Origin of the sequence: Skermanella mucosa (genome assembly GCF_016765655.2) — a bacterium.
Taxonomy (GTDB): Bacteria; Pseudomonadota; Alphaproteobacteria; order Azospirillales; family Azospirillaceae; genus Skermanella; species Skermanella mucosa.
In genome coordinates this window covers 2,741,534-2,765,822 of sequence record NZ_CP086106.1, presented here as the reverse complement: position 1 = coordinate 2,765,822, position 24,289 = coordinate 2,741,534, and the positions used below count along the sequence as shown (strand labels likewise).

Here is a 24,289-nt window from a genome sequence, read left to right as displayed (position 1 = left end):
GGAAGTAGTTCAGCACGGGAAGGGCACACCATGACGGACCGGGAGGAGAAAACCCTGATCGACGGCAGGACCAAGGGCATCCCGCCGGGCGAGGCGCCGTTCGCGCTTGCAGAGATCGGCGGCAAGGGATGGAACGTGCTGCGGGAGGACATGGTCCTGCCGCTGGCCGTGCTGAAGTCGTCCGCCCTTGCCCATAACGGCCGGTGGATGCGCCGCTTCGTCGATCTGACCGGGACCGCGCTGGCGCCTCACGGCAAGACGACCATGAGCCCCGACCTGTTCGCCCGGCAGCTCGCCGACGGCGCCTGGGGACTGACCCTGGCGACGGTGCAGCAGGTCCGGGTCGCCCGCACCGCCGGGATCGGCCGGATCGTCCTGGCCAACCAGCTGGTCGGCCGGCAGGCGATCGATTATGTCGCCGCCGAGCTGGCGGCGGATCCCGGATTCGATTTCTACTGTCTGGTCGACTCGATCGAGGGCGTGGAACAGCTCGCCGCCCGCCTGGAAGCGCGCGCGCCGGGCCGGCCGCTCCAGGTCATGGTCGAGGTCGGCGCCGCCGGAGGCCGTACCGGGTGCCGGAGCGACGGCATGGCGCTCGCGGTGGCGCAGGCGGTGAAACGGGCGGAACCGCTCCTGACCCTGCGCGGCGTGGAGGGCTATGAGGGCATGGTGCGGGGCGATGGCGACCGCGACGGGGCCATCCGGGCCTATCTCGACCGCATCGCCGCCGTCGCGGCGGCCTGCGAGGACAAGGGCCTGTTCGGGCCGGGTCCCGTGATCCTGAGTGCCGGCGGCTCCGCCTTCTACGACATGGTCGCGGAGCGCCTCGGCAGGGTGGATCTGGGGCGGGAAAGCATGGTCCTGCTGCGGTCCGGCTGTTACCTGACCCATGATAGCAGCTCCTACGCGGCATTGTTCGAGCAGGTCCGGCAACGCATGCCCGAAGTGGACGACCTCGGACCCGGACCCGCCGCGGCGCTGGAGGTATGGGCCTATGTCCAGAGCAGGCCGCAGCCCGACAAGGCGATCCTGACGGTGGGCAAGCGCGACATCTCCCACGATGCCGGAATGCCGGTTCCCGCCCTGTGGTTCCGGCCGGGGCGGCACGGCCATCCCGCCGCCATGGCGTCCGGTGCCGTGGTGACCGAACTGAACGACCAGCACGCCCACCTGTCCATTCCGCCGGAGTCGGACCTGGAGGTAGGCGACATGGTGGCCCTGGGTGTCTCGCATCCCTGCACCACCTTCGACAAGTGGCGGGTGCTCTACGTCGTGGACGACAGGTATGACGTCGTCTCGGCGGTGGCGACCTGGTTCTGAGACGGTCGGAAGAACAAATCCAACGTTTCTCCATTGCCAAGCGGCGATAGCCGGCCCTATGTTCTATTGCTTTGCGAATAGCTCTCATTCGCGGTCAAAAGGAAGGCATCGGAACGATGGCTGGTTCGAAGGTCAAGATCTGGGTCGGGCTCGGCACATATGTGCTGGCCAGCAGCGTCGGCGCCGCCTGGGCGGAAGCTCCCAAGGCCGATCAACACGGCAAGCACGGCGTGCAGATTGCCCAGGCCACCCATGGCCACGGCGGCGAGGGGGGAGAAGGCGGCGAGGGGGGTGAGGGCGGCGAAGGCGGCGAGGCCGGTTCCGACGCGCTCGCCGGGCTGGACGCCGAGCAGGCCTACCTGGCGAACATCGCCATGATCCGGGGGCACCTCAATGTCGGCAACGAGCTGTACGCCAAAAACCGCCCCGACGACGCCCTGCCGCACTTCCTGCACCCGGTCGAGGAGCTGTACGGCGAGCTGGAAGGGATGATCAAGGAGAAGAGCGTCTCGCCGTTCAAGGCCGATCTCGACAAGCTGTCCGACATGGTCAAGCGGAAAGCCTCCGTGTCGGACGTCCAGGCCCAGACCGAAGTGGTCCTGACCCGGCTGACCGACGCGACCGCCGTGGTTCCGGCTGCCAGGCAGACCGATCCCGCCTTCGCCCTGCCGATCGTGATCGGCGTGCTGCGCACGGCGGCCGACGAGTACGCGGCGGCGTTCGAGGGCGAGTCCATCGCCAATCCCGTGGAGTACCAGGATTCGCTGGGCTTTGCGCGCGTCGCCAACGCCTCGGTCGAGCTGCTGACCCCCGCCTTGACCGCCAAGGACGCCGACGCCGCGAACACGCTGCGGCAGGAGATGAATACGCTGCTCCAGGCATGGCCGTCGGTCGTGCCCGAACGCAAGGCGGCCAAGAGCGCCTCGGAAGTCTCCGGCCTGGTGTCCCGCATCGAGTTCGCCTCGGCCCGGCTGCGCTGAGCGACGGCATCGGGCGGCTGGGAACCTCGGGGATGAAACCGTCATGATACTATGCATCGCACAGGTCCTGCCGCCCGACCTGCTGGCGGACATCGTCCGCCGGCTGGAGGACGCACGCTTCGTCGACGGCGCCCGGACCGCCGGTTGGCACGCAAGGCTGGTCAAGGCGAACGAGCAGCTGTCATCGGCCGACGCCGCCCACGCCGACCTGGTCCGCCGGATCAATGACGCCGTCGAGGGGCATCCGCTGTTCCAGATCGCGGCACGGCCCAAGGCGGTCCGGCCGGTCATGATCAGCCGCTACACAGCCGGCATGGAATACGGGACCCATGTGGACGACGCGATGATGGGCGGCATCCGCACCGACATATCCTTCACGCTGTTCCTCGGCGACCCCGCGACCTACGACGGCGGGGAGCTGGTGATGGAGGGGACCGGCGGGGAGCAGGCCTACAAGCTCGACGCCGGCTCCATGATCCTCTATCCGTCCGGCGCGCTGCACCGGGTCGAGCCGGTCACCCGGGGAGCCCGCCTCGCCGCGGTCGGCTGGGCGCAGAGCCTGGTGCGGGACCCCGGAAAGCGGGAGATCCTGTTCGACCTGGACACCGCGCGACGCGCGATCTTCCAGCAGCAGGGCAAGACGGCGGAGTTCGACCTGATCTCCAAGAGCACCGCGAACCTGATGCGCCTCTGGGCGGAGCCCTGACCGCGGTCACCGGTCGAGGTGGCCGTAAGCCGGCTCCGTCGCGATGCGGGGATCCTCGATCGCGGTGCCGACGGTGAAGTGGTAGAGGCTCTGCCACGCCATCGCCTCGCCGTCGATGCCCAAGGTTTCGTGTACAGAGTCGTCGAAGAAGCAGCCGATCCCGGTACCCGAAACCCCCGCGGCGGTCGCCTCCAGATACAGCACCTGGCCGATCAATCCGGCTTCCCAGAACAGGCGCCGGTAGGCCCAGGGGCCTTCCTCGTCCAAGGTCCGGCTGAACTCGGCGACCATGCCGAGGCTGAAGGCTCCCTTGCCGGCGATGGCCTGAAGGCAGCTGAGCTGCGAAGCGCGTTTCTCAAGGTCGCCGCGCGCGAGCAGGAAAAGCGGCGGGCCACCCGACTCCGCCAATGGCTGCCAGAGGAAGTCGCGGTCGCATGCCGCTTTCAAGGCTGAAAACGAGTCCGGGTCCCGGACCAGGGCGTACAGCCCGCGCTCCATCCCCTCGACCCGGTGGACGAACAGGAAGAGCGCGACCCGCGCCGGCCAGGGAAAGCCCGACCAGGGAACATGCCCCGCGTCCGGCAAGGTTGCCGCCAGCATGCCGAGGAATGCCCCTTTCGAAAGGATCTGCGAAGCGTCCATGCGCATCACGCTGCGCCGACGCCTGATGATGGTCCCGGCCGCCTCGTCCCTCGCCGGAACGGGTGGTGCCGCGACCGGCCGCCTTTTCGGCGCTTCCCCGGCCGGCTTGGCGGTGAAGTGCAGGGCGAGGTCGATCGCCGGCCAGGGATCATGGTCGTCGCTCAGGCGGTTTGCCTGTCCATGCCAGGTCCCGCCGGGGCGCTGAGGAAGGAACGCGACACAGGGGCCGGGGTGATGAACCAGGGCCAGCAGGTCGGGATGTTCGCGTTCGAACCGGTGACCGGAGTCCTCGCGGTTCACGCCGAGCCAGTCCGCGACCTCGGCGTCGCCGGGCTCGGCCAGCACGGTCAGCCGCCAGCCCAGGCAGGCCGCGGCGTAGGTGAGCGATCCGATCGCGTGCCCGACATCGTGCTGACAGTAGCGGAAAGCCCGCTCGCCGTATTTCCAAGCCTCGCGCCAGACGACCGAGGAAAGCCCGACCATGAAGCCGGCGGGCGGCAGTTCGGGTACGGTCTCGAAGACATAGCGTTCTTCCAGAGCGTGGGCCGCGACCGCGTAGTGGTAAAGGGCCGGCGCCTCGCCGATGCCGGGAAGGGTCGGGAGGACGACATACCCTTCGGTCGGATGCAGGTTGCCGCTGGACGGATTGTTCCGCACCGCCCAACGGGCGCCGTCGACCGCCTTCCAGGCGCTCAGCCCCAGTGCCAGTTCCAGGAACAGGCCGAGCGATCCGGCGTCGAGGTGCCGAGGCGGCACGCAGTCCCACTTTCCGAATGGTGGCGTCGGCTGATCCAGCCCGAGCGGTAGGTCTACCTGACGGGCGCCACGGTATCGGCGGAAAGGGTTCGGCTGCGACTCCCAGTCCAGGAAGGCCGGCCCGAGCGCGTAGCGGTGCGGCGCATGCTTGCTGCGCCGGTGGTACCCCCTGATGTCGCGCGGCAGGCTGTCGTCGGGCATGTCCATGGCAGGAACCTCAGTCCGGGGTGAACCGGGGCCGTCCCGGGATAGAGGACGGCCCCGGCCCGCCGGATCAGACCGCGTCGGCCAGGGTCGAGCGGGCGAGCTGGAGTGCTTCGCCGATAGCCTCGACCTGCTCGCGGGTCAGGTTCACCAGCCGCTCGGTGACAGGCTGCGGCGGGTCCTGGATCAGGGCCAGGTTTTCGAAGGCCGAGAGGATCTTCAGGGCTTCGGACTGGAGCAGTTCCAGATGCTCGATTCGCTCAAGGGGGGTCCTGTTCATCGTGCCGCTCCGTCATGCTGGGGTCGAGTTCATTGAGAAATGACGTGATGCCGTCCACCGCGAACTTTAGTCATATTACCTTAGGTCCACGCCATGCTTTTCGACGGCTCTCCTTGCAATTGCCGCCGCGCACCGGGAGAGTGCCCAAAAGCGCGGCAGACGCCGGGCCGGAGACGCAGAGGAGGAGCCGGATGTACCGTCACCTGACCAGCCAGGACGAGATCGACCGCGAGTACAATCCCCGACTCATCGTGACGGACGTCGATCGGGTGGTGGCGGGCTGGACCGAGCGGAGTGCCGCGACCCGGCAGGCTTGCCCGAACCGACTGCGCCGCTCCTTCGGGCCGACGCTGGCTGAATACCTTCATGTCTTTCCCGCCGAATCGCCGAACGCGCCGATCCATGTCTTCGTCCATGGGGGCTATTGGCGGGCGTTCAACGCCGACGATTTCAGCTTCATCGCCGACTCCGGACGGGGGCGGGGTGTCGCGACCGTGGTGGTCAACTACGACCTGTGCCCGAGGGTCAGGATCCCTGAGATCACCCGGCAGGTCCGCGGCGCGCTGGCCTGGGTCTGGCACAACGCGGCCGAGTTCGGCGGCGACCGCGGCAACATCGTGGTGTCGGGGCATTCCGCCGGCGGTCATCTGGTCGGCCGGCTGCTGGCGACCAACTGGGTCCGCGACTACGGGTTGCCGGCCGACCTAATCAAGGGGGCGCTGCCGATCAGCGGGCTGTTCGACCTGGAGCCGCTGCGCTGGTCTTGGCTCCAGCCGACCATCCAGCTGACCGGCGACGACATCCTGAACGAGAGCCCGATCCGGCGCCCGCCGCCGGTGCCGATCCCCGTGCTCGCCGCGGTCGGAGGACTGGAAAGCGCCGAGTTCCGCCGCCAGTCGCGCGACTATGCCGACGCGCTGCGGGTCGAGGAATCGCCGGCCGAGGCACTGGAGGTGGCGGGGCGCAACCACTTCACCATCCTCGACGATCTGGCCGACGCCGACGGGCCGCTGTGGCGGGAATTGGAGAAGATGCTGAAAGGATCCGCTTGAAGATTCAGCGGGATACCGGCAAAAAACGTCGCTAAGCTGCGGCAACGAAGAAGACCGGACAGGGAGTCCCCAATAGATGAAATCCGTATCCCGCGGCGTCGCCGCCGTCCTGGCGGCAGGATTGGCCTGTTTCGCGGCGCCCCTTTCCGCCCAGACGGGCGAAGTGAAGGTGGGCATGATCACCACGCTGTCGGGTCCCGGCAGCGGACTCGGCATTGACGTGCGCGACGGCTTCGCGCTGGCGCTGAAGGACCTGGGCGGCACGCTAGGCGGCCTGAAGGCAACGGTGATCGAGGGCGACGACCAGCAGAAGCCCGACATCGCCAAGCAGCTCGCCGACCGCATGGTGGAGCGGGACGACGTGGACGTCGTGACCGGAATCATCTGGTCCAACCTGGCCCTGGCCCTGATGCCCAGCCTGGAGCGGGCGGAAGTGTTCTTTCTGAGCCCGAACGCCGGTCCGTCGCAGCTGGCGGGCAAGCAGTGCAATCCGTTCTTCTTCGGCGTCGCCTACCAGAACGACGGCCAGCACGAGGCGATGGGGCAGCACATGCAGTCCCAGGGGATCAAGCGGGCCTACCTGATGGCGCCGAACTACCCGGCGGGCAAGGACGCCCTGACCGGGGTCAAGCGCTTCTTCAAGGGCGAGGTCGTGGGCGAGGTCTACACCGCCGTCGGGCAGCTCGACTACGCGGCCGAGCTGGCGCAGCTCCGCGCGGCGGCCCCGGATGGCATCTACATCTTCTATCCCGGCGGGATGGGCATCAACTTCGTAAAGCAATTCGAGCAGGCCGGGCTGAAGGGGAAGGTCCCGCTGTTCGGTCCGGGCTTCAGCTTCAGCGAGGACTCGCTGCCGGCGATCGGCGACGCGGCGCTCGGCGTCATGAACACGGCGCAGTGGAGCGGCGATATCGACAACCCGCAGAACCGCAAGTTCGTCCAGGGCTTCGAGGCGGCCTACAACCGGCTGCCGTCGGTCTATGCGGCGCAGGCCTATGACACGGCGCTGCTGCTGGACAGCGCGGTACGCAGGACCGGCGGAAAGCTTGACGACAAGAACGCCTTGCGGGCGGCGCTCAAGGCGGCCGACTTCAAGTCGATCCGGGGCGACTTCAAGTTCAACGCCAACCACTTCCCGATCCAGGACTATTACCTGCGCGAGGTGGTCAAGGACGACAAGGGCCGTCTGACCAACGTGATCCGCGGCACCGTGTTCGAGGACCATGCCGATCCCTACGCGGCAGAGTGCAGGATGTGAACACGCTTCTGCTGGTCGAGCAGGGGCTGAACGGGCTTCAACTGGGCGTGATGCTGTTCCTGATGGCGGCCGGGCTGACGCTGGTCTTCGGCATCATGGACATGATCAACCTGGCGCACGGCTCCTTCTACATGGTCGGCGCCTACCTGACGGCGACCTTCGCGCCGTTGCTCGACAGCTTCGTCCTGGGCGTGCTGGTCGCCCTGCCGCTGGCGGCCCTGGCCGGCATGGCGGTCGAGATGGTGGCACTGCGGACCCTGTACCGGCGCGAGCACCTGGACCAGGTGCTCGCAACCTTCGGCCTGATCCTGTTCTTCAATGAGCTGGTTCGGATCGTCTGGGGGCCGCAGCCGATCTTCCTGAGCCCGCCGGCGTGGCTGGGCGGCACCGTCGAGATCATTCCCGGCGTGCCGTATCCGGCGTTCCGGCTGGCGATCATCGGAGTGGGGCTGGCGGTCGCCGGTTTCCTTTACCTGCTGATCACCCGGACCCGGACCGGCATGCTGATCCGGGCCGGCGCCTCCAACCGGGAGATGCTGGGCGCCTTGGGAGTGGATGTGAAGCGGCTGTACACCCTGGTGTTCGGCCTGGGGGCCGCGCTGGCCGCCCTGGCCGGCGCCATGGCGGGGCCTATCCTGGCGGTCCAGGTCGGCATGGGCGAGAGCGTGCTGATCCTGACCTTCGTGGTGATCGTGATCGGCGGGCTGGGTTCCGTGCGGGGCGCACTGGCCGGAGCCCTGCTGGTCGGCATGGCCGACACCATGGCCCGGGCGCTGCTGCCGACGTTGCTCCGTGCCGTGATGCCGCCGTCCCAGGCGGACGGCATGGGCGCGTCGCTGGCGTCCATGACCATCTATATCCTTATGGCCGCCGTGCTGGCCTGGAAGCCCCGGGGGCTGTTCCCGGCCCATGCCTGACTTCAGCAAGCGCGAAACCTGGGCGGTCCTGATCGGCCTCGCCTTCCTGCTGGCATTGCCGCCGTTGGCGGACGCCATGGGCAAGGGCTTCTACGTCACCCTGTTCACCCGCATCCTGATCTTCGGGCTGGCCGCGGTCAGCCTGGACCTGATCCTGGGCTATGGCGGCATGGTCAGCTTCGGCCACGCGGCGTTCGTCGGAATCGGGGCCTATACGGTGGGCATCCTGTCGTGGCACGTGTTCGACGCCTCGCCGGTGATCACGTGGCCGCTGCTGATCGAGGGGACGGAGAACGCCTTCGTCGTCTGGCCGCTGGCGGCGCTGATGGGCGGGCTGTTCGCTTTGGTGATCGGGGCGGTCAGCCTGCGGACGACCGGCATTTCCTTCATCATGATCACGCTGGCCTTCGCCCAGATGCTGTTCTACCTGGCGATAAGCCTGCGGAAATATGGCGGGGAGGACGGCATCGCGCTCTACGACAAGAGCGAGCTGGTACCCGCCCTCGACCTGTTCGACCGGACCACCTTCTACTATGTCTGCCTCGCGATCCTGGCGGCGTTCCTGATGCTGTGCCGGCGGCTGGTCGGCAGCCGGTTCGGCATGGCGGTGCGCGGAGCCAAGGTCAACGAGCGGCGCATGAAGGCGCTGGGCTTCCCGACCTATCGCTACAAGCTGACCGCCTTCGTGATCTCGGGCGCCGCCGCCGGGCTGTCCGGTGCGCTGCTGGCCAACGCCGCCGAGTTCGTCGGGCCGGCCTACATGTCGTGGCAGCGGTCGGGCGAGCTGATCGTGATGGTCGTGCTGGGCGGAATGGGGTCGCTGTTCGGCCCGGTGCTGGGCGCCGCGGCCTTCCTGCTGCTGGAGGAATGGCTGGCCGACCTGACTGAGCATTGGCAGATCTTCCTCGGCCCGATCCTGCTGTTCGTCGTGGTGTTCGCCCGGCGCGGCATCTGGGGCGTCATCGCCGGCCCGGACCGGCGGGAGCGCTAGGCGATGCTGGAGACGCGGGATCTCTGCAAGCGCTTCGGCGGGCTGGTCGCGACCGACCACGTGTCCCTGTCCATCCGGGAGGGCGAGCTTCATGCGGTGATCGGACCCAACGGTGCCGGCAAGACGACCCTGATCGCCCAGCTGGCGGGGGAGGTGAAGCCGGACGAGGGCGCCATCCTGTTCGACGGGCGCGATGTCACCCGGCTGCCGGTGCAGCGCCGGGCGGCGGCCGGGCTGGCGCGGTCGTTCCAGATCACCAGCGTTTTTCCGCGGTTCACCGCCTTGCAGAACGTGGCGCTGGCGGTCCAGGCCCATGCCGGGCACAGCTTCCGGTTCTGGCGCCGGGCCTCCCGGGACGAGGCGCTGAACGGCCCGGCCCGCGCGGCGCTGGATCTGGTCGGGCTGGCTGCCCGGGCCGGCGTCCCCGCCGAGCTGCTGTCGCACGGCGAGCAGCGGCAGCTGGAGATCGCCATGGCGCTGGCGACCGGGCCTCGCATGCTGCTGCTGGACGAGCCCATGGCCGGCATGGGGCCGGCGGAGGGCGCGCTGATGGTGGATCTGCTGCGCGGATTGAAGCGGCGCTACACCATCCTGCTGATCGAGCACGACATGGACGCGGTCTTCGCCCTGGCGGACTGGATCACCGTGCTGGTCCACGGCGCTGTGATCGCGACCGGCACGCCGGACGAGATCCGCTCCGATCCCGAGGTCCGCCGTGCCTACCTGGGCGAGGAGACCGGCTGAGCCATGCTGAGGGTCGAGGGCATCAAAACCTTCTACGGCACCAGCCAGGTCCTGTTCGGCCTGTCGCTGGAGGTGGGCACCGGCGAGGTGGTGACCCTGCTGGGGCGGAACGGCATGGGCAAGACCACGACGGTCCGGTCGGTCATGGGCCTGACCCCGCCCCGCGCGGGAACCATCAGTTTCGACGGCACGGTGATCTCCGGCCTGCCGTCGTTCCGGGTGGCGCAGGCCGGCCTCGGGCTGGTGCCGGAGGGGCGGCAGATCTTCGCCAACCTGACGGTGCGCGAGAACCTCGTCGCCACGGCCCGGCCTGGCCCCTGGGACCTGGGAGCCATCCACGGGTTGTTTCCCCGGCTGAAGGAGCGCGGCGGCAACATGGGCAACCAGCTTTCCGGCGGCGAGCAGCAGATGCTGGCGATCGGCCGCGCCCTGATGACCAACCCGCGCCTGATGATCCTGGACGAGGCGACCGAGGGGCTGGCTCCCCTGATCCGCCAGGAGATCTGGCATTGCCTGGACCGGCTGAAGGCGGCCGGGCAGTCGATCCTGCTGATCGACAAGAACATCGAACCGATGCTCCGTCTAGCCGACCGCCATTACGTGATCGAGAAGGGCCGGGTGGTGTGGTCCGGCACCTCGCCCGAGCTGGCGGCCAAGCCGGAGATCCGCCAGCGTTACCTGGGCGTCTGAGCGGCCCTACGCCTCCGGCACCTCGTGGGCGCGGCCGTGCAGGCGGATCAGGGATGCCAGGTCGGGATGGGAGGCCGCCACCCGGGCGTGGTGGCCGCGCAGCTCCCGGACCAGCGCGCCGCCCCGGCCGAGCAGGTCGTCGGCGATCCCGACCATCAGGCTGTTGGGCCAGCTCCGCGGGCGAACGCGGGCCAGTTCCTGGAAGATCTCGGGCTCGCGCCCGGGATTGTTCTGGGCCATCAGGATCACGGCGGTCGCGGTCGAGCGCGAGACTCCGGCGTGGCAATGGATCAGGAGCTGGTCGGCCTTCTCGGCCATCAGTTCCTCGCCCAGCGACAGGATCTTGCGCACGTCCCGCTCGCACGGGACGGTCATGCCCGGCCCCGGCTGGAGGGTGTCGTCGAAGCGCCAGAGCACCCGGCGGTGCGGCAGGTAGGCCGTGAAATCCTCCGGATCGGCCCGCTCCGGGTCGAGGATCGAGACCACGTGCGTGAAGCCGCCCTGGGCATGGCCCGCCAGCTCGTCGAGGCCGCAGATGGTGATGCGATAGGGAAGCAGGGGCGTCTTGATGTCGGTGGTCATCGGTCCGGACGGCTTTCGGCAGTAATTGGGGCGGTTGGGAGCGCGGAAGGAAGCTGGGCCGTTCCGCGGTCAAGGTCAACCTTGCACGACGGACGGCATGCATGTTCAATCGGAGGAATAGCCGGGGAGGGCAGCAGGATGAACCCATGGATCAGCCGGGCGCGTGCCGCCTGCGTCGCCATAGCGATGGGAACGGCGCCGGCGCTCGCCGACCACGATGGCGACGAGCCGCACCGGCGCTTCGAGCTGGGCGATTTCCAGCTGGAGAACGGACAGGTCATCGAGGGCGGCTTCCTGACATACGTCACCCACGGCACGCTGAACGAGCAGGGCAGCAACGCCGTCCTGGTGCTTCCCGCCCTCATGGCGACCCATCACCGGCATGATTTCCTGATCGGGCCGGGCAAGGCGCTGGACCCGGAGAAGTTCTTCATCATCGCGGCGGACACGCTGGGCAACGGCCGCGCGGTCTCGCCCAGCAACAGCCAGACCCAGCCCGGCATCTCCTTTCCGCAGTTCTCGATCCGCGACATGGTCGCCGCCCAGCACCGGCTGGTGACCGAAGGGCTCGGCCTGGAGCGGCTGCTTGCGGTGGTCGGCCTGTCCATGGGCGGCATGCAGGCCTACCAGTGGGCCGTCAGCCATCCCGACACCATGGCGGCGATCGTGCCGATCGTGTCCATGGGCCGCACCTCCCCCTGGGTCACCGCCATCTGGGAAAGCCAACGGCAGGCGATTATGGCCGACGCCGCCTGGGCCGGCGGCGACTATGTCGAGCAGCCGACGCAGGGGCTTCGGGCCGCGGCGGCGGCCCTGGAGGTCTGGACCCGGCACTGGGACGGCCTGGACCGGCAGTTCAAGGAAAACGGCTCGGTGATCGAGTGGCTGGACTCCCGCACCGCGGAGACGGCCAAGGCATGGGACGCCAACGACTTCATCTATCAGACCCGGGCCGAGGACCTGCACGACATCGCCGCCGGCGGGGACTATGCGGCAGCGTTCCGCGGGATCCGGGCGCGGGCGCTGCTGATGCCCGGAACCCGCGACCTGCTGCACCCGGCGGCGGACGCCCGGTTCGCCGCGAAGCACATTCCGAGGGCCGTGCTGGCGGAGATCGAGTCGGATCAGGGGCACATGGCGAGCGGCGTGGTCGCCAAGGACATCGAGTTCGTCAACGATACGATCAGGCGGTTCCTTAACGAGGTGTTGAGCGACCTCGCCAAGATATGAGAGCCGGAACGGCGGGCATCCCGGCGTGTTAAGAAGGAGAGACCTTCAACGCGGAGGATTTGCCATGCGAGCGATGATGGATGACCTGCGGGAGTTCCGGCTGACCGGACCGATCCCGCCGACGCCGGGCCAGCCCGAACCGGACAACCCTGCCGACCCCGACGCGCCGCCGCCGATCGATGAACCGCCGGCCCCGATCCCGGTGCCGCCGGTCCACAATCCGCCAGGACCGCTGACTTGACGGCGTGATATCAGCGGGAGCCTGGGCGCCCCCAAGTCGCATATTGCCGCACGGGACGGCATCTGCTTTGGTAAAGGACCTTCCTAGGCTTCCCGCAGAACCGGACTCATCCCCATGCTTTCCGTCGCTCCCGTCCTGGACCATCTCGACCGTGACTTCGACGCCGCCGTCGGCCGTTTGTGCGATCTGTTGCGCATCCGCAGCGTCAGCACGGACCCTGCCTATGCGGGCGAGACGCGGCAGGCGGCGCAGTGGCTGGCCGACCAGCTGACCGGCATGGGCTTCGAGGCGAGCCTGCGCGACACGCCCGGCCATCCGATGGTGGTGGCGCACCATCCGGGGCCGGAGGGGGCGACCGGACCTCACCTGCTCTATTACGGCCACTACGACGTGCAGCCGCCCGAGCCGCTGGACCTGTGGAACAGCCCGCCGTTCGAGCCGACCGTCGTGGACGCCAGGCACGGCAAGCGGGTGGTGGCCCGGGGCGCCGTGGACGACAAGGGCCAGGTGATGACCTTCATCGAGGCGTTCCGCGCGTGGCACGCCGTCCACGGGACGATGCCGGCCCGAATCACCGTCCTGCTGGAGGGCGAGGAGGAGACCGGCAGCCCCAACCTCGTCCCCTTCCTGGAGGCGAACAAGGCTGAGTTGGGCGCCGACGTCTGCGTGGTGACCGACACCAACAGCTGGAACATAGAGACGCCGGCGATCACCTACATGCTGCGCGGCATGCTCTACCTGGAGGTGACGCTGCACGGGCCGAGTCACGACCTGCATTCCGGCATGTATGGCGGCGCCGTGCTGAACCCGAACAATGCCCTGGTCCGAATCCTGGGGCAGATCCACGACGAGGCCGGGCGCGTGCAGTTCCCCGGGTTCTACGACGACGTGGTTCCGCTCTCGGAGGCGGAGCGGGAGCAATGGCGGGGCCTGGGCTTCGACGAGGCGGGATTCCTGGGCGGCGTAGGCCTGAAGACCCCGCGCGGGGAAGAGGGATGGAGCACACTAGAGCGGGTCTGGGCACGGCCGACCTGCGACATCAACGGCATGTGGGGCGGCTACACGGGTGCGGGATCGAAGACGGTGATCCCGGCCCAGGCCTCGGCCAAGTTCAGCTGCCGGCTGGTCGCGGGGCAGGATCCGAAGAAGATCCTGGCGGGCATCCGGGAGTTCCTGGACGCCCGCACCCCGGCCGATTGCCGATGGGAGATCAAGACCTTCGGCAATTCTCCGGCTATCAAGGTGCCGGCGGAGCAGCCGCTGATGCGGAAGGCCATGGCCGGGCTGGCCGACATCTACGGCAGGCCGCCGGTGCTGATCGGGTCGGGAGGGTCGATCCCGGTGGTGGGATACATCCAGCGGATCCTGGGGTTCGACAGCATCCTGGTCGGCTTCGGGCTTGAGGACGACCTGATCCATTCGCCGAACGAGAAATTCGAGCTGAAGTGCTACCGCAACGGCATGCGGTCCCATGCCGCCATCCTGGCCCGGATGGCGGAGGGCTAAAACCGCTCAGGGCTCGTGGGGGCGGGTGCCGTAGGGATTGTGGATCGGCTCGATCACGTCGAGATGGACGAGCCGGGCGAAGATCGACACCGGCGTCCGCAGGAACTGTTCCAGGATATCCAGCACGGCGGCGCCCTCGCGCCACATCCGGAGCAGACGTTCGTCCTGTTCCGGAGTCCAGGGCTGGCCGCGTCGCAAGGGTTCGGGGCAGCGGTCGCGGCGGACCTTCTGAAGGCGGGGGTCGATCGCCTTGCGCGCCGCCTTGAGCGCGGCCTTCTCCCGGTTGATCTCGGCGCGGACGGCACGGCGCTCCTCCGCCGTCAGGTCGGGCAGGGTCTCCAGCCAGCCATGCACGGTTCGGCAGGCCAGCGCATCAGCCGCCGCCCGGTGCCACGGCCCGGCGGCGACGTGGCCGGCCCGCTCTGCGGCCAGCGACAGCTTCAGCGCGTAGCCCAGCTTGGCGCGGCAGAGATTGACCGTGCAGGTGCTCTCCGAGATGCCGGCAGCGGCTTCGCCGACCACGGCCAGGTCGAACTGCGCGTTGTGGGCGACGAAGCGTGCGCCTTCCAGGATGCGGGTCAGTTCGGGCCGGATGTCGTCCCAGGTGGGGGCTTGGGCGACCATCTCGTCGGTGATGCCGTGGATTTGGGTGCAGAACGGCGCGATCGGGTGCATCGGGTTGACCAGCTGGTCCATCAGGACGGTGCCGTCCTGGTCGATCACCGCGATTTCCACGAGGCCCGCGGGACCGTTCCTGACCCCGCTGGTTTCGGTATCGACGTAGAGAGTCCTCATCAAGCTTCCCGCTTCCGTGTGATGTCGGAATATTTAGTCGGAGTCGGGCCGTTTCGAAACCGGATGTTGGTGCGGGGTGATATGTGATCGTTGCGGCCGGATGGTCGGGGCAAGGGTGGGCATTCATCGGGTTGAACGCTTGACGTTTAACGTGAGGCGGTATATCGCTATCCGATGATAAAGAGTTTTCGTGACAAGACCACCGAGGAGCTTTTCCGGCTCGGATCTGCCAGGAGATTTTCTTCAATTTCGAAGGTGGCCTTGCGTAAACTCGACATGATCAATGCCGCGATCGCACTGGATGATCTTCGCAGCCCTCCCGGCAATAGGCTGGAAGCGTTGAAGGGAGATCGCCACGGGCAGCACAGTATTCGCATCAACGAGCAATGGCGCATCTGCTTCCGATGGAGTGGCGACGGTGCCGACGACGTGGAGATCGTCGATTATCACTGAGGATCATCAGCCTGGAGGGTACATGAGACTGAAGACCCACCCTGGAGAAGTGTTGCGCGAAGAGTTCCTGGCTCCCCTCGGGCTATCCGCGAATGCCCTTGCCACGGCGTTGCGTGTGCCCGTTACGCGTATCAGCGAAATCATACACGAACGGCGCGCCGTCACGGCTGATACGGCTCTGCGCCTGGGTCGCTACTTCGGCACCTCACCCGAGTTCTGGATGAACCTTCAGCAAGCCTACGATTTATCCGTCGTGGCCAGGGACCGCGGCGGCGATATAGAACGTGACGTCCAGCCGCGGGCGGCGTAGCGAGCTGAAGCCCTTCCGGCCCCGGAGCATTCCTCATTTCGTCCGCCCCCGCGGCGCATGCCGCCCATGATCCGGTGCGACTGGACATACCAGTCCGTCTTGGTCCAGATTAGCGGCCGTACCGAAGTGCCTGGGGACATCGCGATGCCGGCCGAAACCTTCCTGCCTCCCGCGGCCGATCTGCCGAAGGCCGATATCTATGGCGACCTGAAGTCCCAGCTTGCCGGGCTTATGGCGGGCGAAACCGACCTGATCGCCAACGCCGCCAACATGGCTGCCGTGATCTATCACGGGCTGCCGGAACTGAACTGGGCCGGTTTCTATTTCATGAAGGACGGCGAGCTTGTGCTGGGGCCGTTCCAGGGAAAGCCGGCCTGCATCCGGATCCCGGTGGGCAAAGGCGTCTGCGGGACGGCGGTCGAGCAGGGCGTCAGCCAGGTGGTGCCGGACGTCCACGCCTTTCCCGGACACATCGCCTGCGACGCCGAGTCGCGGTCGGAACTGGTGGTGCCGATCACAGTGGATGGCCGGGTGATCGGGGTGCTGGACCTGGACAGTCCGGTGCCGGGACGGTTCGACGAGCAGGACAGGGTCGGGTGCGAGGCTTTGGTCGCGGTGCTTGTCGACCATATAAGATAAGCAAGAGAGGTCAACGGAGGCGACTGCAAAGCCCTCCGGGGGAAATGGATCAGGAGGGAACGGGAATGTCCGATGTACAGCCGCTGACGATCCGTCTGAGCGCCGCGGACAATGTGGTGGTGGCGCGCGTCAACATGCTGCCGGGGGCGCCGATCGGCGTTGGCGACGTGGCGTGCCGGGGGCAGGTGCCGCGCGGGCACAAGATCGCGATCGAGCCGATCGCGGCCGGCGAGCCGATCCGCAAGTACAACCAGATCATCGGCTTCGCGACGGTGGACATCGCCCCCGGCGACCATGTCCATGTCCATAACGTCGAGATGCACGATTTCGCGCGCGACTACGCGTTCGGCGCCGACGTCACGCCGGTCGATTACGTGCCGGAGGCGGAACGGGCGACCTTCCTGGGCTTCAAGCGGGCCAACGGCAAGGTCGGCACGCGCAACTATATCGGCGTGCTGTCCAGCGTGAACTGCTCGGCCACCGTGTCGCGCTACATCGCGGCGGAGTTCGAGAAGCCCGGCGCGCTCGATGCCTTCCCCAACGTGGACGGCGTCGTCGCGATCACCCATTCGACCGGCTGCGGCATGGCCGACAGCGGGGAAGGCTACGCGAACCTCCAGCGGACCCTGTGGGGCTATGCCCGCAACCCCAACTTCGCCGGCGTGCTGCTGGTCGGGCTCGGATGCGAGGTCAACCAGATCGACTTCCTGCTGGAAGCCTACGGCATCGAGCGCGGTCCGATGTTCCAGACCATGAACATCCAGGGACTGGGGGGCACGCGGCGGACCATCGAGTTCTGCCGGCAGCGCGTGATGGAGATGCTGCCGCTGGCGAACGAATTCACCCGCACCCCCCAGCCGGCCAGCGAGCTGCTGGTCGCCTTGCAGTGCGGCGGGTCCGACGGCTATTCCGGGATCTCGGCCAACCCGGCCCTTGGGGCTGCGGTGGACATCCTGGTGCGCCACGGCGGCACCGCGGTGCTGAGCGAGACGCCGGAGGTCTACGGCGCCGAGCACCTGCTGACCCGCCGCGCGGTCAGCCGCAAGGTCGGCGAGAAGCTGGTCGAGCGCATCCGCTGGTGGGAAGGCTACACCGCCCGCAACGGCGGCGAGATGAACAACAACCCATCCCCCGGCAACAAGGCCGGCGGGCTGACCACCATCCTGGAGAAGTCGCTGGGGGCGACGGCCAAGGGCGGCACCACCAACCTGGTGGAGGTCTACAAGTACGCGGAGCCGATCACGGCCAAAGGCTTCGTCTTCATGGACACGCCCGGCTACGATCCGGCGTCGGCGACCGGCCAGGTGGCGGGCGGGGCCAACGTGGTGTGCTTTACCACCGGGCGCGGCTCGGTGTCGGGGTTCAAGCCGGCGCCCTGCATCAAGCTGGCGACCAATACGACCATGTACGAGCACATGGAAGAGGACATGGACATCAACTGCGGGACCGTGGCCGACGGGCTGGAGACGGTCGAGCAGGCTGGTGAGCAGATCTTCCGGAAGATTCTGGAAGTTGCGTCGGGTACGCCGACCAAGAGCGAGGCCCAGGGCTTCGGAGACAACGAGTTCGTGCCGTGGCAGATCGGCGCGGTAATGTGAAATCCTGGACCAGAAAAGAAGTGGAGAACCAGACACCATGAAGCTGTTGCGCTATGGCCCGCCCGGTGCGGAGAAGCCCGGCATCCTGGACGCCGAAGGCCGCATCCGCGACCTGTCCGGCGTGATCGACGACATCGGGCCGGCGACGCTGGACGATGCCTCGCTCGATCGCCTGCGCGCGATCGATCCGGCGACGCTGCCGCTGGTGGAGGGCAATCCCCGCATCGGCCCCTGCGTCGGCAACGTGTCGAAGTTCCTGTGCATCGGCCTGAACTATGCCGACCACGCGGCGGAATCCAACCTGCCGGTCCCGCCCGAGCCGGTGATGTTCATGAAGGCGCCGTCGGCCATCTGCGGCCCGAACGACACCGTGATCATCCCCAAGAACAGCACCAAGCCGGACTGGGAAGTCGAACTGGGCATCGTGATCGGCAAGAAGGCCCAGTATGTCGAGGAGGCCGACGCGCTGGATCATGTCGCCGGCTATTGCGTGGTCAACGATGTGTCCGAGCGGGCCTTCCAGATCGAACGGTCCGGCCAGTGGGTCAAGGGCAAGAGCGCCGACACCTTCGGCCCGATCGGCCCCTGGATGGTCACCCGCGACGAGGTTCCCGACCCGCAGAAGCTGAAGCTGTGGCTGGAGATCGACGGCAAGCGGTTCCAGGACGGCACGACCGAGACCATGGTCTACGGCGTGCGGCACCTGGTGCATTACTGCAGCCAGTTCATGACGCTGCTGCCGGGCGACATCATCTCGACCGGCACGCCGCCGGGCGTCGGCATGGGGCAGAAGCCGCAGGTTTGGTTGAAGCCGGGCAACACCATGCGCCTGGGCGTCGAAGGTCTGGGCGAGCAGGTCCAGAAGGTCGAGGCGTACTCGGGCAAGTGACGGCCCGCCGCTTCAACCCCCGGGCGGGTTGAAGCGGATCAGGGCCCGGCGGGGCAGGAACCGCGGGTTGTTCCGCTGGCGCTCGGAGAAGGGCGTCAGCGGGTCCCGATCGACGTTCGGGTTCTCCGACACGATGCCGGTCGTGCGGAAGTCGAAGAAGCTGGCGTTGATGGTGAAGTCGGGCAGGCGCCAGACGATCCGCAACGCGCTGGGCACCGCGATGTCCCCTTCCCGCGCCCTATCCTCCGGTTCGCCGAAGCGATCGCTCAGGGCCTGGACGATATCGTCGAACACCACCGGCGTCGCCTGCCGGCCACGCCTTTCCAGCAGGATCTGGCCAAGGCCGCCGGTTTCCCGATCGATCTGAAGGAACGCCCGGAACGGGATGCCGCCGACCTCGACGTCCTCGACGGTGGTTTCCGAATAGTAGCGTCCGAAGTCCCAGCGGCCGGGCAAGGTGTTGGCGGACTTGCCCAGGGCATCGGAAAGTTCGGCCGGGCTCATGCCCCAGCGGACGCTTTCCAGGGTGTGGAGGTCGGCGGCCAGGGCGGGGCGGAGGGACGCCGCCAGCAGGATCGCGGCGGCCAGGCGGGCGATCATCGCCGGATTCCGGCCGAGTTCTCGTAAAACTGCGCGACATCCTCGTTCATCAGGCGCCGCTGTTCGGGCCGCATATACATCATGTGGCCACCCGGATAGGTCTTTACGGCGAGGTTCGCCTTGATCTCGGCGGGCAGGCGGAGCTGGTCGATGAGCCAGCGAGACGCCAGGTAGGGCGTGACCAAGTCGGTGATCCCGTGGGTCACCAGCACATGCATGTCGGGGTTGACCGCCAGCGCCTCCTGGAGATCGTCGGTCGCCCCGACATAGCCCTGCTGCCGGCCCATGTCCCAGTTCCACTCGCCCGAGACGCGGCGGTTGAGCAGGCGGTAGGGGGTCTCGGTCTCGAACCCCAGTTCGGTCCGCACATAGTCGTTGAACACGGTGGAGTATGGCGCGATCAGCGCATCCAGGAACGGGTCGGACCCGACGGACTGGCGTTCCGGGCTGGGATCGGGGGTACGGACCGTACCGTCGTACAGGCTGACGACGCGCCCCGGCTCCTGCGGCATCTCCTTGGCGAAGAGCTGGATCGGCAGCTTGGCGCGGAATCGCTCCACCACGTCCACCGGCAAGCCGGTCAGCCGGGCGACCCGGGCGTGGAACGCCTTGGCCTCCTCGCTGTCCGGCTCGCGCATCGAGGCGAGGCCGACGAGATAGCCGTCGAGCGCGAAACGCTCCGCCTCCTCCAGCGAGGTCCCGTCGCCCCGGCCGAGCGCCTGCGCGGAGGCGGCCATGGAGGGCAGGGTCATCGCCCAGCCCAGCAGGTCGAAGTCGCCCCCGCGCAGCAGCGAGAATTCCAGCGCCGGGGAGACCAGGACCAGCCCGTTCAAGGCAATCCCGGCGTCGCGCTGAAGGTGGCGGGCCATCATGACCGCGCGGAAGCCGCCATAGCTCTCGCCCGCGATGTATTTGGGCGAGGCCCAGCGGCCGTTTCGGGTCAGCCACAGCCTGACGATCTCCGACATGCTGGAGACGTCGCCCTGCACGCCGAGAAAGCGCTTTTCCGCGTCGTCCTCCTTGCCGGTGGCGCGCGAGAAGCCAGTGCCGACGGGATCGACGAAGACGAGGTCGGTGAAGGCCAGCCAGCTTTCCGGATTGTCCTGGAGACGCGCCGGCGGAGGCGCCAGCGTGCCGTCCGGGTTGGTCACCAGCACTTTGGGCCCGACCACGCCCAGGTGCAGGAAGGCCGAGGCCGCGCCGGGGCCGCCGTTGAACAGAAAGGTCACCGGGCGGCCGGCGCGGTCGGTATCCCGCGCGATATAGGAAGCGACGAAGATTCGGGCGGTCGTCTCGCCCTGGCCGTTGACGATCGGCATCATCTCCGCCGTGGCCGTGTAGTCGAGCCGGCGGCCGGGCAGGTCGAGCGCCAGATCCTTGCGGGCGGCGGCGGGGGTCGATGCCGGCCCGGGAGCCGGGGTCCGCTCCGCTTCCTCGGGCGGAGGCGACGGCATTTCCTGGGCAGGAACCGGCGTGCCGGCCAGCAGCCACGCGACCGTCACGATGGCGACCGTGGGCAGATGGAAAAAGGGCGACAAGTTCTGGAACATCCGGGACCTTCGTTGACTGGCTGCGACGACTGATTCTTGGAAACCTCAACCTTCCGGGGCGCGGGATGATCCGCCGATCCGGTCACAATGAAGTAACTAATTTGGGCTAAACACTTTCATATGCGCTTCGAGCACGTCCAAGAAGAACAAGCTTCTGGTGGAACATGGAACTTGGCACTGCGGTTACCACCGTCAAAGGCGACCCGATCACGGTCGCCGACGTGATCCTTCACCTCAAGGCCAAGGGGACCTTCCGCACCGCCATCTATGAAATCATCGAACGGCGGGTGGTCGAGTACAAGCTGGAGGAGCATGGCGTAAGCCTGACCGACGCCGAGATCGAGGAGAAGGTCCATGGCCGGAAGACGATGCTGGCGTTGTGGGACGAGAACGCCTTCGCTTCCTATCTCAAGCACTTCGGCCTGACGCGGGAGCAGTGGCTGGACACCCTGGCGGCCGATATGCGGCGCGAGCGGCTGCGCGACCTTGTGGTGACCAAGGACCTGGTTCAGAACCACTACCGACAGAACAGCGCCCGCTTCACGTCGGTCTCGATCGCGCGGATCGCCTGCCGCACCCGGGCCGACGCCGATCGTGCCCTGGCCGCGGTCGGCGCCCGGCAGGCCGACTTCGTGGAACTGGCGAGGCTCTACTCGGTCGATGACAACACGAAGCTGAGCGGCGGCTACATAGGCAACCTCAAGCGCGGCATGCTGCCGACCGAGGTGGACGAACGCGCCTTCGCCTGCGGTGAGAACGAGATCATCGGACCGTTCTCCGAGAACGGTCTCTGGACCATCTACAAGGTCTATTCGCGGACCGTGACCAAGCTGAACGACGCCCTGACGAAGCAGATCAAGGACCACATCTTCGAGGAGTGGCTGCGCCATCAGGTCTGCGTCGCGCCGGCCTGAACATGGGCAAGCCGGATCGGGGCCGTTCCGTGGCACCGGCCAAGCCCCCGAAACCTCCGAAGATCCAGAAGCCCGCCAAGAAGCGGGTCTCACCGAAACCGGCCGGCAAGGGTGCGGCCACGCGGTCGCGGGACGATGACCGGCATCCGCTGAAGGCGGCGACGCTGCTGTTCTCCTCGCCCAACCCGCTGTTCCGCGCCCCGGTCTATGTTCTGTTCTTCACGCTGCTGAGTATGCTGATCTATTCCTTCTTCGCGTCCAAGGACACGATGGTGGAGGCGCCATTGATGCTCCAGCGCCAGGCCATGGTGATTCAGGCCGTCGGCGGCGGCTTGGTGGAGGCGGTGGAGGCGGGCGAGAACTCGACGGTATTCGCCGGCGACCCGCTCGCCACGATCCAGGAGAAGATCCGGGCGGCGACCACGCCCGAGCAGGAGGCGATGCAGCGCCAGATCGCCGATCTGCAGCAGCAGGAACGGGAAGCGGCCAAGGAGTACGATTTCCGCCTTGGTCAGTTGGAGCTGGACCGGTTGAACCTGGAGCGGCGCCGCGCCACCGAGCAGGGGGCGATCGATAACCGCATCCGCCAGATCGAGATCCAGCTTCAGATCACCCAGCGCAATCGCCAGGGCATCGACGAGGATCTGGCGAACGCCCGGCAGGACCTGGGCGTAAGACAGCAGCTCTATGCCATGCGCGATATTCCGCAGGTCGAGCTTCAACGCGCCCAGACCCGGGTCAGCGACCTTCAGCGCGCCCAGGTGAACGCCGAATCCGACATCCAGAACGTCAGGCTGGCGCTGGAGACGGCACGGGGCGAACGGGCCCAGATGGCGCAAACCTTCTCGCAGTCCCGGCTGGACAACGAGATCGAGAACCTGAAGAGCGCCAGGCAGCGCGACCAAGCCCTGATCCGCGACCGTATCGACGAGCTGACCAACCGCCTGCTGGAGTCCCGCACGCTGGTCCCTGGCGTCCGCTACGACGGGGAAAAGGCGCTCTACAGCAGCGTCGTGGACGGCGTCGTCACGGCGGTCCATGTCCAGCGAGGCACGATCATCAATCCCGGCATGCCGATGTTCACCATGGTGCGGAACACGGCGCCGCTGGAAGCCCATGTGCTGATCAAGAACCGCGATATCGGCCGGATCAGGCGCGGCCAGCGGGTGCAGATCAAGTATTTCGCCTATCCGGGCGAGGATTACGGGGTCCAGAACGGCATCGTCGCCGACATCGCGGCCAAGCCGGACAGCCAGCCCGGCGGTCAGTCCATGTACCAGGTCAAGGTGGCCCTGGAGCGCGAGACGGTGACCGGGCTGAACGGCGTTACCAAGCCCCTGGAGATCGGCCTGGAGGGTACGGCGGAGATCAAGACCGGCGAGAAGCGCCTGATCGAGATCCTGTTCGCCCCGGCCTCCCGGTTCTTCCAGAAGGAGGAGTGAGGCCGGCGGCGCCTAGGCCGCCGTCTCCAGCGTGCCGGTCCGGGCGAATGCGAGGAGATATCGTGCGAGGGCGCCGAATACGGTGTGGCGGTGCTCGGGCGGCAGCCACATGACGAACGGGCCGGGATTGCAGTCGAGATAGGTCAGCTTGCCGTCGTCGTCCAGGATGGCATCCCAGGCGGCGTAGTGCAGGCCCAGGGCGCGGTTGGCCCGGACGATGGCGGCCTCCTCCACCGGGTCCAGGGTCACCGGCTCGAATCCGCGGGTCGCGGTCCGCGAGTCGACGCCGTCGGCCAGGATGCGGAGCGGCAGCACGACCCGATCCCCGACGATGTGGATACGGATGGTTGAGCCGGGCACGCGATGCTGGAACAGCGCCGGGCACATCAGAAGTTCGTCCAGCCGCGCGCGGTCCTCGGCCGTCACGCTGCGGGTGGAACCGACGCCGATGGCTGGCTTGACCACCGCCTCCCCCACCTCGTCCAAAAAGCGCGCCGCCTCGTCCGGGCAGCTCGTGCTGAGCGACCGCGGTACCCGGAAGCCGGCGGCGCGCAGCTTCTCGTAGAACTGGCCCTTGCTGTTGTGGTCGACGTAAGCCGTGGTCAGCCGGTTGATCACCAGCCGCCCAGTCATGTGCAGATGCTCGAAGAAGCCGTAGGTCGCCGCGTTCAACGCCTGTTCCTGGATGTAGGACACGCGGTACTCGGCATAAGTCGCCTCGTTCATCACGGGCGGCAGGACGGGCAGGGTGCGGGGTGCCGTGCAGCGGATATGGACAGCCCGGATATCGCCGAAATCCACGTCGCCCCAGCGCGATGCCGCGGCGGAACCCGGCGCCCCGATCCCGACCGTCGGCTTGCCCAGCCGCCCGATCTGGATGTCCAGGACGACCGGCTCGGCCCCCAGCGCCGTCACCTCGGCGGCGATCTCGGCGATCTGGGCGCTGTCGTGGTTGGCGAACAGGGCGATCTTCGCGGTCATTCCAGGCATCCCCGCTTGG

General features: G+C 67.5%; 26 protein-coding genes. 19 read left to right on the top strand and 7 right to left on the bottom strand.

The features are described from left to right. Window positions 1-30: 30 nt before the first annotated feature. The 3 genes from JL100_RS12595 to JL100_RS12585 all read left to right on the top strand — a co-directional run bounded on the left by JL100_RS12595 (window position 31) and on the right by JL100_RS12585 (window position 3,006). On the top strand, window positions 31-1,320 hold the full coding sequence (locus JL100_RS12595; RefSeq protein ID WP_202679526.1) for an amino acid deaminase: 1,290 nt from the start codon (window positions 31-33) through the stop codon (window positions 1,318-1,320). A gap of 116 nt (window positions 1,321-1,436) precedes the next feature. Further along, on the top strand, window positions 1,437-2,300 hold the full coding sequence (locus JL100_RS12590; protein ID WP_202679527.1) for a hypothetical protein: 864 nt from the start codon (window positions 1,437-1,439) through the stop codon (window positions 2,298-2,300). Window positions 2,301-2,343: 43 nt separating this feature from the next. Further along, window positions 2,344-3,006 carry a Fe2+-dependent dioxygenase gene (locus JL100_RS12585; RefSeq protein ID WP_202679528.1) on the top strand — a complete coding sequence of 221 codons (663 nt, stop codon included), beginning with the start codon at window positions 2,344-2,346 and terminating at the stop codon, window positions 3,004-3,006. Window positions 3,007-3,012: 6 nt separating this feature from the next. Here the strand turns inward: JL100_RS12585 and JL100_RS12580 are convergent, their stop codons facing one another. Together JL100_RS12580 and JL100_RS12575 are read right to left on the bottom strand one after the other, a co-directional pair. Further along, window positions 3,013-4,611 (bottom strand): SagB/ThcOx family dehydrogenase, encoded by a 1,599-nt coding sequence (locus tag JL100_RS12580; protein WP_228421221.1) that lies wholly within the window; start codon window positions 4,609-4,611, stop codon window positions 3,013-3,015. A gap of 67 nt (window positions 4,612-4,678) precedes the next feature. Beyond that, the gene (locus tag JL100_RS12575) at window positions 4,679-4,888 is read right to left on the bottom strand and encodes a hypothetical protein (protein WP_202679529.1); all 210 of its coding nucleotides are present in this window, start codon (window positions 4,886-4,888) and stop codon (window positions 4,679-4,681) included. Window positions 4,889-5,079: 191 nt separating this feature from the next. Between JL100_RS12575 and JL100_RS12570 the strand changes: the two genes are divergently transcribed. The 6 genes from JL100_RS12570 to JL100_RS12545 all read left to right on the top strand — a co-directional run bounded on the left by JL100_RS12570 (window position 5,080) and on the right by JL100_RS12545 (window position 10,540). After that, window positions 5,080-5,940: an alpha/beta hydrolase gene (locus JL100_RS12570; RefSeq protein WP_202679530.1), complete on the top strand. Its 861-nt coding sequence runs from the start codon at window positions 5,080-5,082 to the stop codon at window positions 5,938-5,940. 76 nt (window positions 5,941-6,016) lie between these two features. Further along, a complete protein-coding gene (locus JL100_RS12565; protein ID WP_202679531.1) occupies window positions 6,017-7,198 on the top strand; it encodes an ABC transporter substrate-binding protein in 1,182 nt (393 codons plus the stop codon). Beyond that, window positions 7,195-8,115 (top strand): branched-chain amino acid ABC transporter permease, encoded by a 921-nt coding sequence (locus JL100_RS12560; protein WP_202679532.1) that lies wholly within the window; start codon window positions 7,195-7,197, stop codon window positions 8,113-8,115. The genes JL100_RS12565 and JL100_RS12560 overlap by 4 nt, the downstream gene beginning before the upstream one ends. Beyond that, the gene (locus JL100_RS12555; protein WP_202679533.1) at window positions 8,108-9,106 is read left to right on the top strand and encodes a branched-chain amino acid ABC transporter permease; all 999 of its coding nucleotides are present in this window, start codon (window positions 8,108-8,110) and stop codon (window positions 9,104-9,106) included. Before JL100_RS12560 ends, JL100_RS12555 begins: the two co-directional genes overlap by 8 nt. 3 nt (window positions 9,107-9,109) lie before the next feature. After that, complete coding sequence (locus JL100_RS12550; protein WP_202679534.1) at window positions 9,110-9,850, top strand: ABC transporter ATP-binding protein; 741 nt, start codon at window positions 9,110-9,112, stop codon at window positions 9,848-9,850. A gap of 3 nt (window positions 9,851-9,853) precedes the next feature. Further along, on the top strand, window positions 9,854-10,540 hold the full coding sequence (locus JL100_RS12545) for an ABC transporter ATP-binding protein (protein WP_202679535.1): 687 nt from the start codon (window positions 9,854-9,856) through the stop codon (window positions 10,538-10,540). Window positions 10,541-10,546: 6 nt separating this feature from the next. Here JL100_RS12545 and JL100_RS12540 read toward each other — a convergent pair whose 3' ends face one another. Continuing rightward, window positions 10,547-11,122: a tyrosine phosphatase family protein gene (locus tag JL100_RS12540; protein WP_202679536.1), complete on the bottom strand. Its 576-nt coding sequence runs from the start codon at window positions 11,120-11,122 to the stop codon at window positions 10,547-10,549. A 138-nt stretch (window positions 11,123-11,260) separates the two neighbouring features. Here JL100_RS12540 and JL100_RS12535 point away from each other — a divergent pair, with 138 nt between their 5' ends. From JL100_RS12535 to JL100_RS12525, 3 genes are all read left to right on the top strand, one after another. After that, window positions 11,261-12,352, top strand: a complete 1,092-nt coding sequence (locus tag JL100_RS12535) for an alpha/beta fold hydrolase (protein WP_202679537.1) — start codon at window positions 11,261-11,263, stop codon at window positions 12,350-12,352. Window positions 12,353-12,416: 64 nt separating this feature from the next. Beyond that, complete coding sequence (locus JL100_RS12530) at window positions 12,417-12,593, top strand: hypothetical protein (RefSeq protein ID WP_202679907.1); 177 nt, start codon at window positions 12,417-12,419, stop codon at window positions 12,591-12,593. A gap of 114 nt (window positions 12,594-12,707) precedes the next feature. After that, window positions 12,708-14,099: a dipeptidase gene (locus JL100_RS12525; RefSeq protein ID WP_202679538.1), complete on the top strand. Its 1,392-nt coding sequence runs from the start codon at window positions 12,708-12,710 to the stop codon at window positions 14,097-14,099. A 6-nt stretch (window positions 14,100-14,105) separates the two neighbouring features. On the opposite strand, the gene JL100_RS12520 is transcribed toward JL100_RS12525, so the two are convergent. Beyond that, window positions 14,106-14,894, bottom strand: coding sequence for a 3'-5' exonuclease (locus tag JL100_RS12520; protein WP_202679539.1), 789 nt, complete (start codon window positions 14,892-14,894; stop codon window positions 14,106-14,108). A gap of 177 nt (window positions 14,895-15,071) precedes the next feature. Between JL100_RS12520 and JL100_RS12515 the strand changes: the two genes are divergently transcribed. The 5 genes from JL100_RS12515 (at window position 15,072) to JL100_RS12495 (ending at window position 18,783) form a co-directional block, all read left to right on the top strand. Beyond that, on the top strand, window positions 15,072-15,347 hold the full coding sequence (locus tag JL100_RS12515) for a type II toxin-antitoxin system RelE/ParE family toxin (protein WP_456115320.1): 276 nt from the start codon (window positions 15,072-15,074) through the stop codon (window positions 15,345-15,347). Between the two features lie 22 nt (window positions 15,348-15,369). Further along, window positions 15,370-15,657: a HigA family addiction module antitoxin gene (locus JL100_RS12510; RefSeq protein ID WP_202679541.1), complete on the top strand. Its 288-nt coding sequence runs from the start codon at window positions 15,370-15,372 to the stop codon at window positions 15,655-15,657. A 144-nt stretch (window positions 15,658-15,801) separates the two neighbouring features. Next, entirely contained in the window at window positions 15,802-16,296 is a 495-nt protein-coding gene (locus tag JL100_RS12505) for a GAF domain-containing protein (RefSeq protein ID WP_202679542.1), read from the top strand. Window positions 16,297-16,361: 65 nt separating this feature from the next. Then, window positions 16,362-17,894, top strand: a complete 1,533-nt coding sequence (locus tag JL100_RS12500; protein ID WP_202679543.1) for a UxaA family hydrolase — start codon at window positions 16,362-16,364, stop codon at window positions 17,892-17,894. A gap of 37 nt (window positions 17,895-17,931) precedes the next feature. Beyond that, entirely contained in the window at window positions 17,932-18,783 is an 852-nt protein-coding gene (locus tag JL100_RS12495; protein WP_202679544.1) for an ureidoglycolate lyase, read from the top strand. Between the two features lie 12 nt (window positions 18,784-18,795). On the opposite strand, the gene JL100_RS12490 is transcribed toward JL100_RS12495, so the two are convergent. Both JL100_RS12490 and JL100_RS12485 read right to left on the bottom strand, forming a co-directional pair. Continuing rightward, a complete protein-coding gene (locus JL100_RS12490; RefSeq protein WP_202679545.1) occupies window positions 18,796-19,383 on the bottom strand; it encodes a hypothetical protein in 588 nt (195 codons plus the stop codon). Further along, window positions 19,380-20,933 (bottom strand): S10 family peptidase, encoded by a 1,554-nt coding sequence (locus tag JL100_RS12485; RefSeq protein ID WP_202679546.1) that lies wholly within the window; start codon window positions 20,931-20,933, stop codon window positions 19,380-19,382. The genes JL100_RS12490 and JL100_RS12485 overlap by 4 nt, the downstream gene beginning before the upstream one ends. A gap of 164 nt (window positions 20,934-21,097) precedes the next feature. On the opposite strand from JL100_RS12485, the gene JL100_RS12480 reads away from it, so the two are divergent. Both JL100_RS12480 and JL100_RS12475 read left to right on the top strand, forming a co-directional pair. Next, window positions 21,098-21,847, top strand: coding sequence for a peptidylprolyl isomerase (locus JL100_RS12480; protein WP_202679547.1), 750 nt, complete (start codon window positions 21,098-21,100; stop codon window positions 21,845-21,847). A 29-nt stretch (window positions 21,848-21,876) separates the two neighbouring features. Then, on the top strand, window positions 21,877-23,289 hold the full coding sequence (locus tag JL100_RS12475) for an HlyD family efflux transporter periplasmic adaptor subunit (RefSeq protein ID WP_202679548.1): 1,413 nt from the start codon (window positions 21,877-21,879) through the stop codon (window positions 23,287-23,289). A 12-nt stretch (window positions 23,290-23,301) separates the two neighbouring features. On the opposite strand, the gene JL100_RS12470 is transcribed toward JL100_RS12475, so the two are convergent. Further along, a complete protein-coding gene (locus tag JL100_RS12470; RefSeq protein WP_202679549.1) occupies window positions 23,302-24,270 on the bottom strand; it encodes an ATP-grasp domain-containing protein in 969 nt (322 codons plus the stop codon). Between the last annotated feature and the right edge of the window lie 19 nt (window positions 24,271-24,289).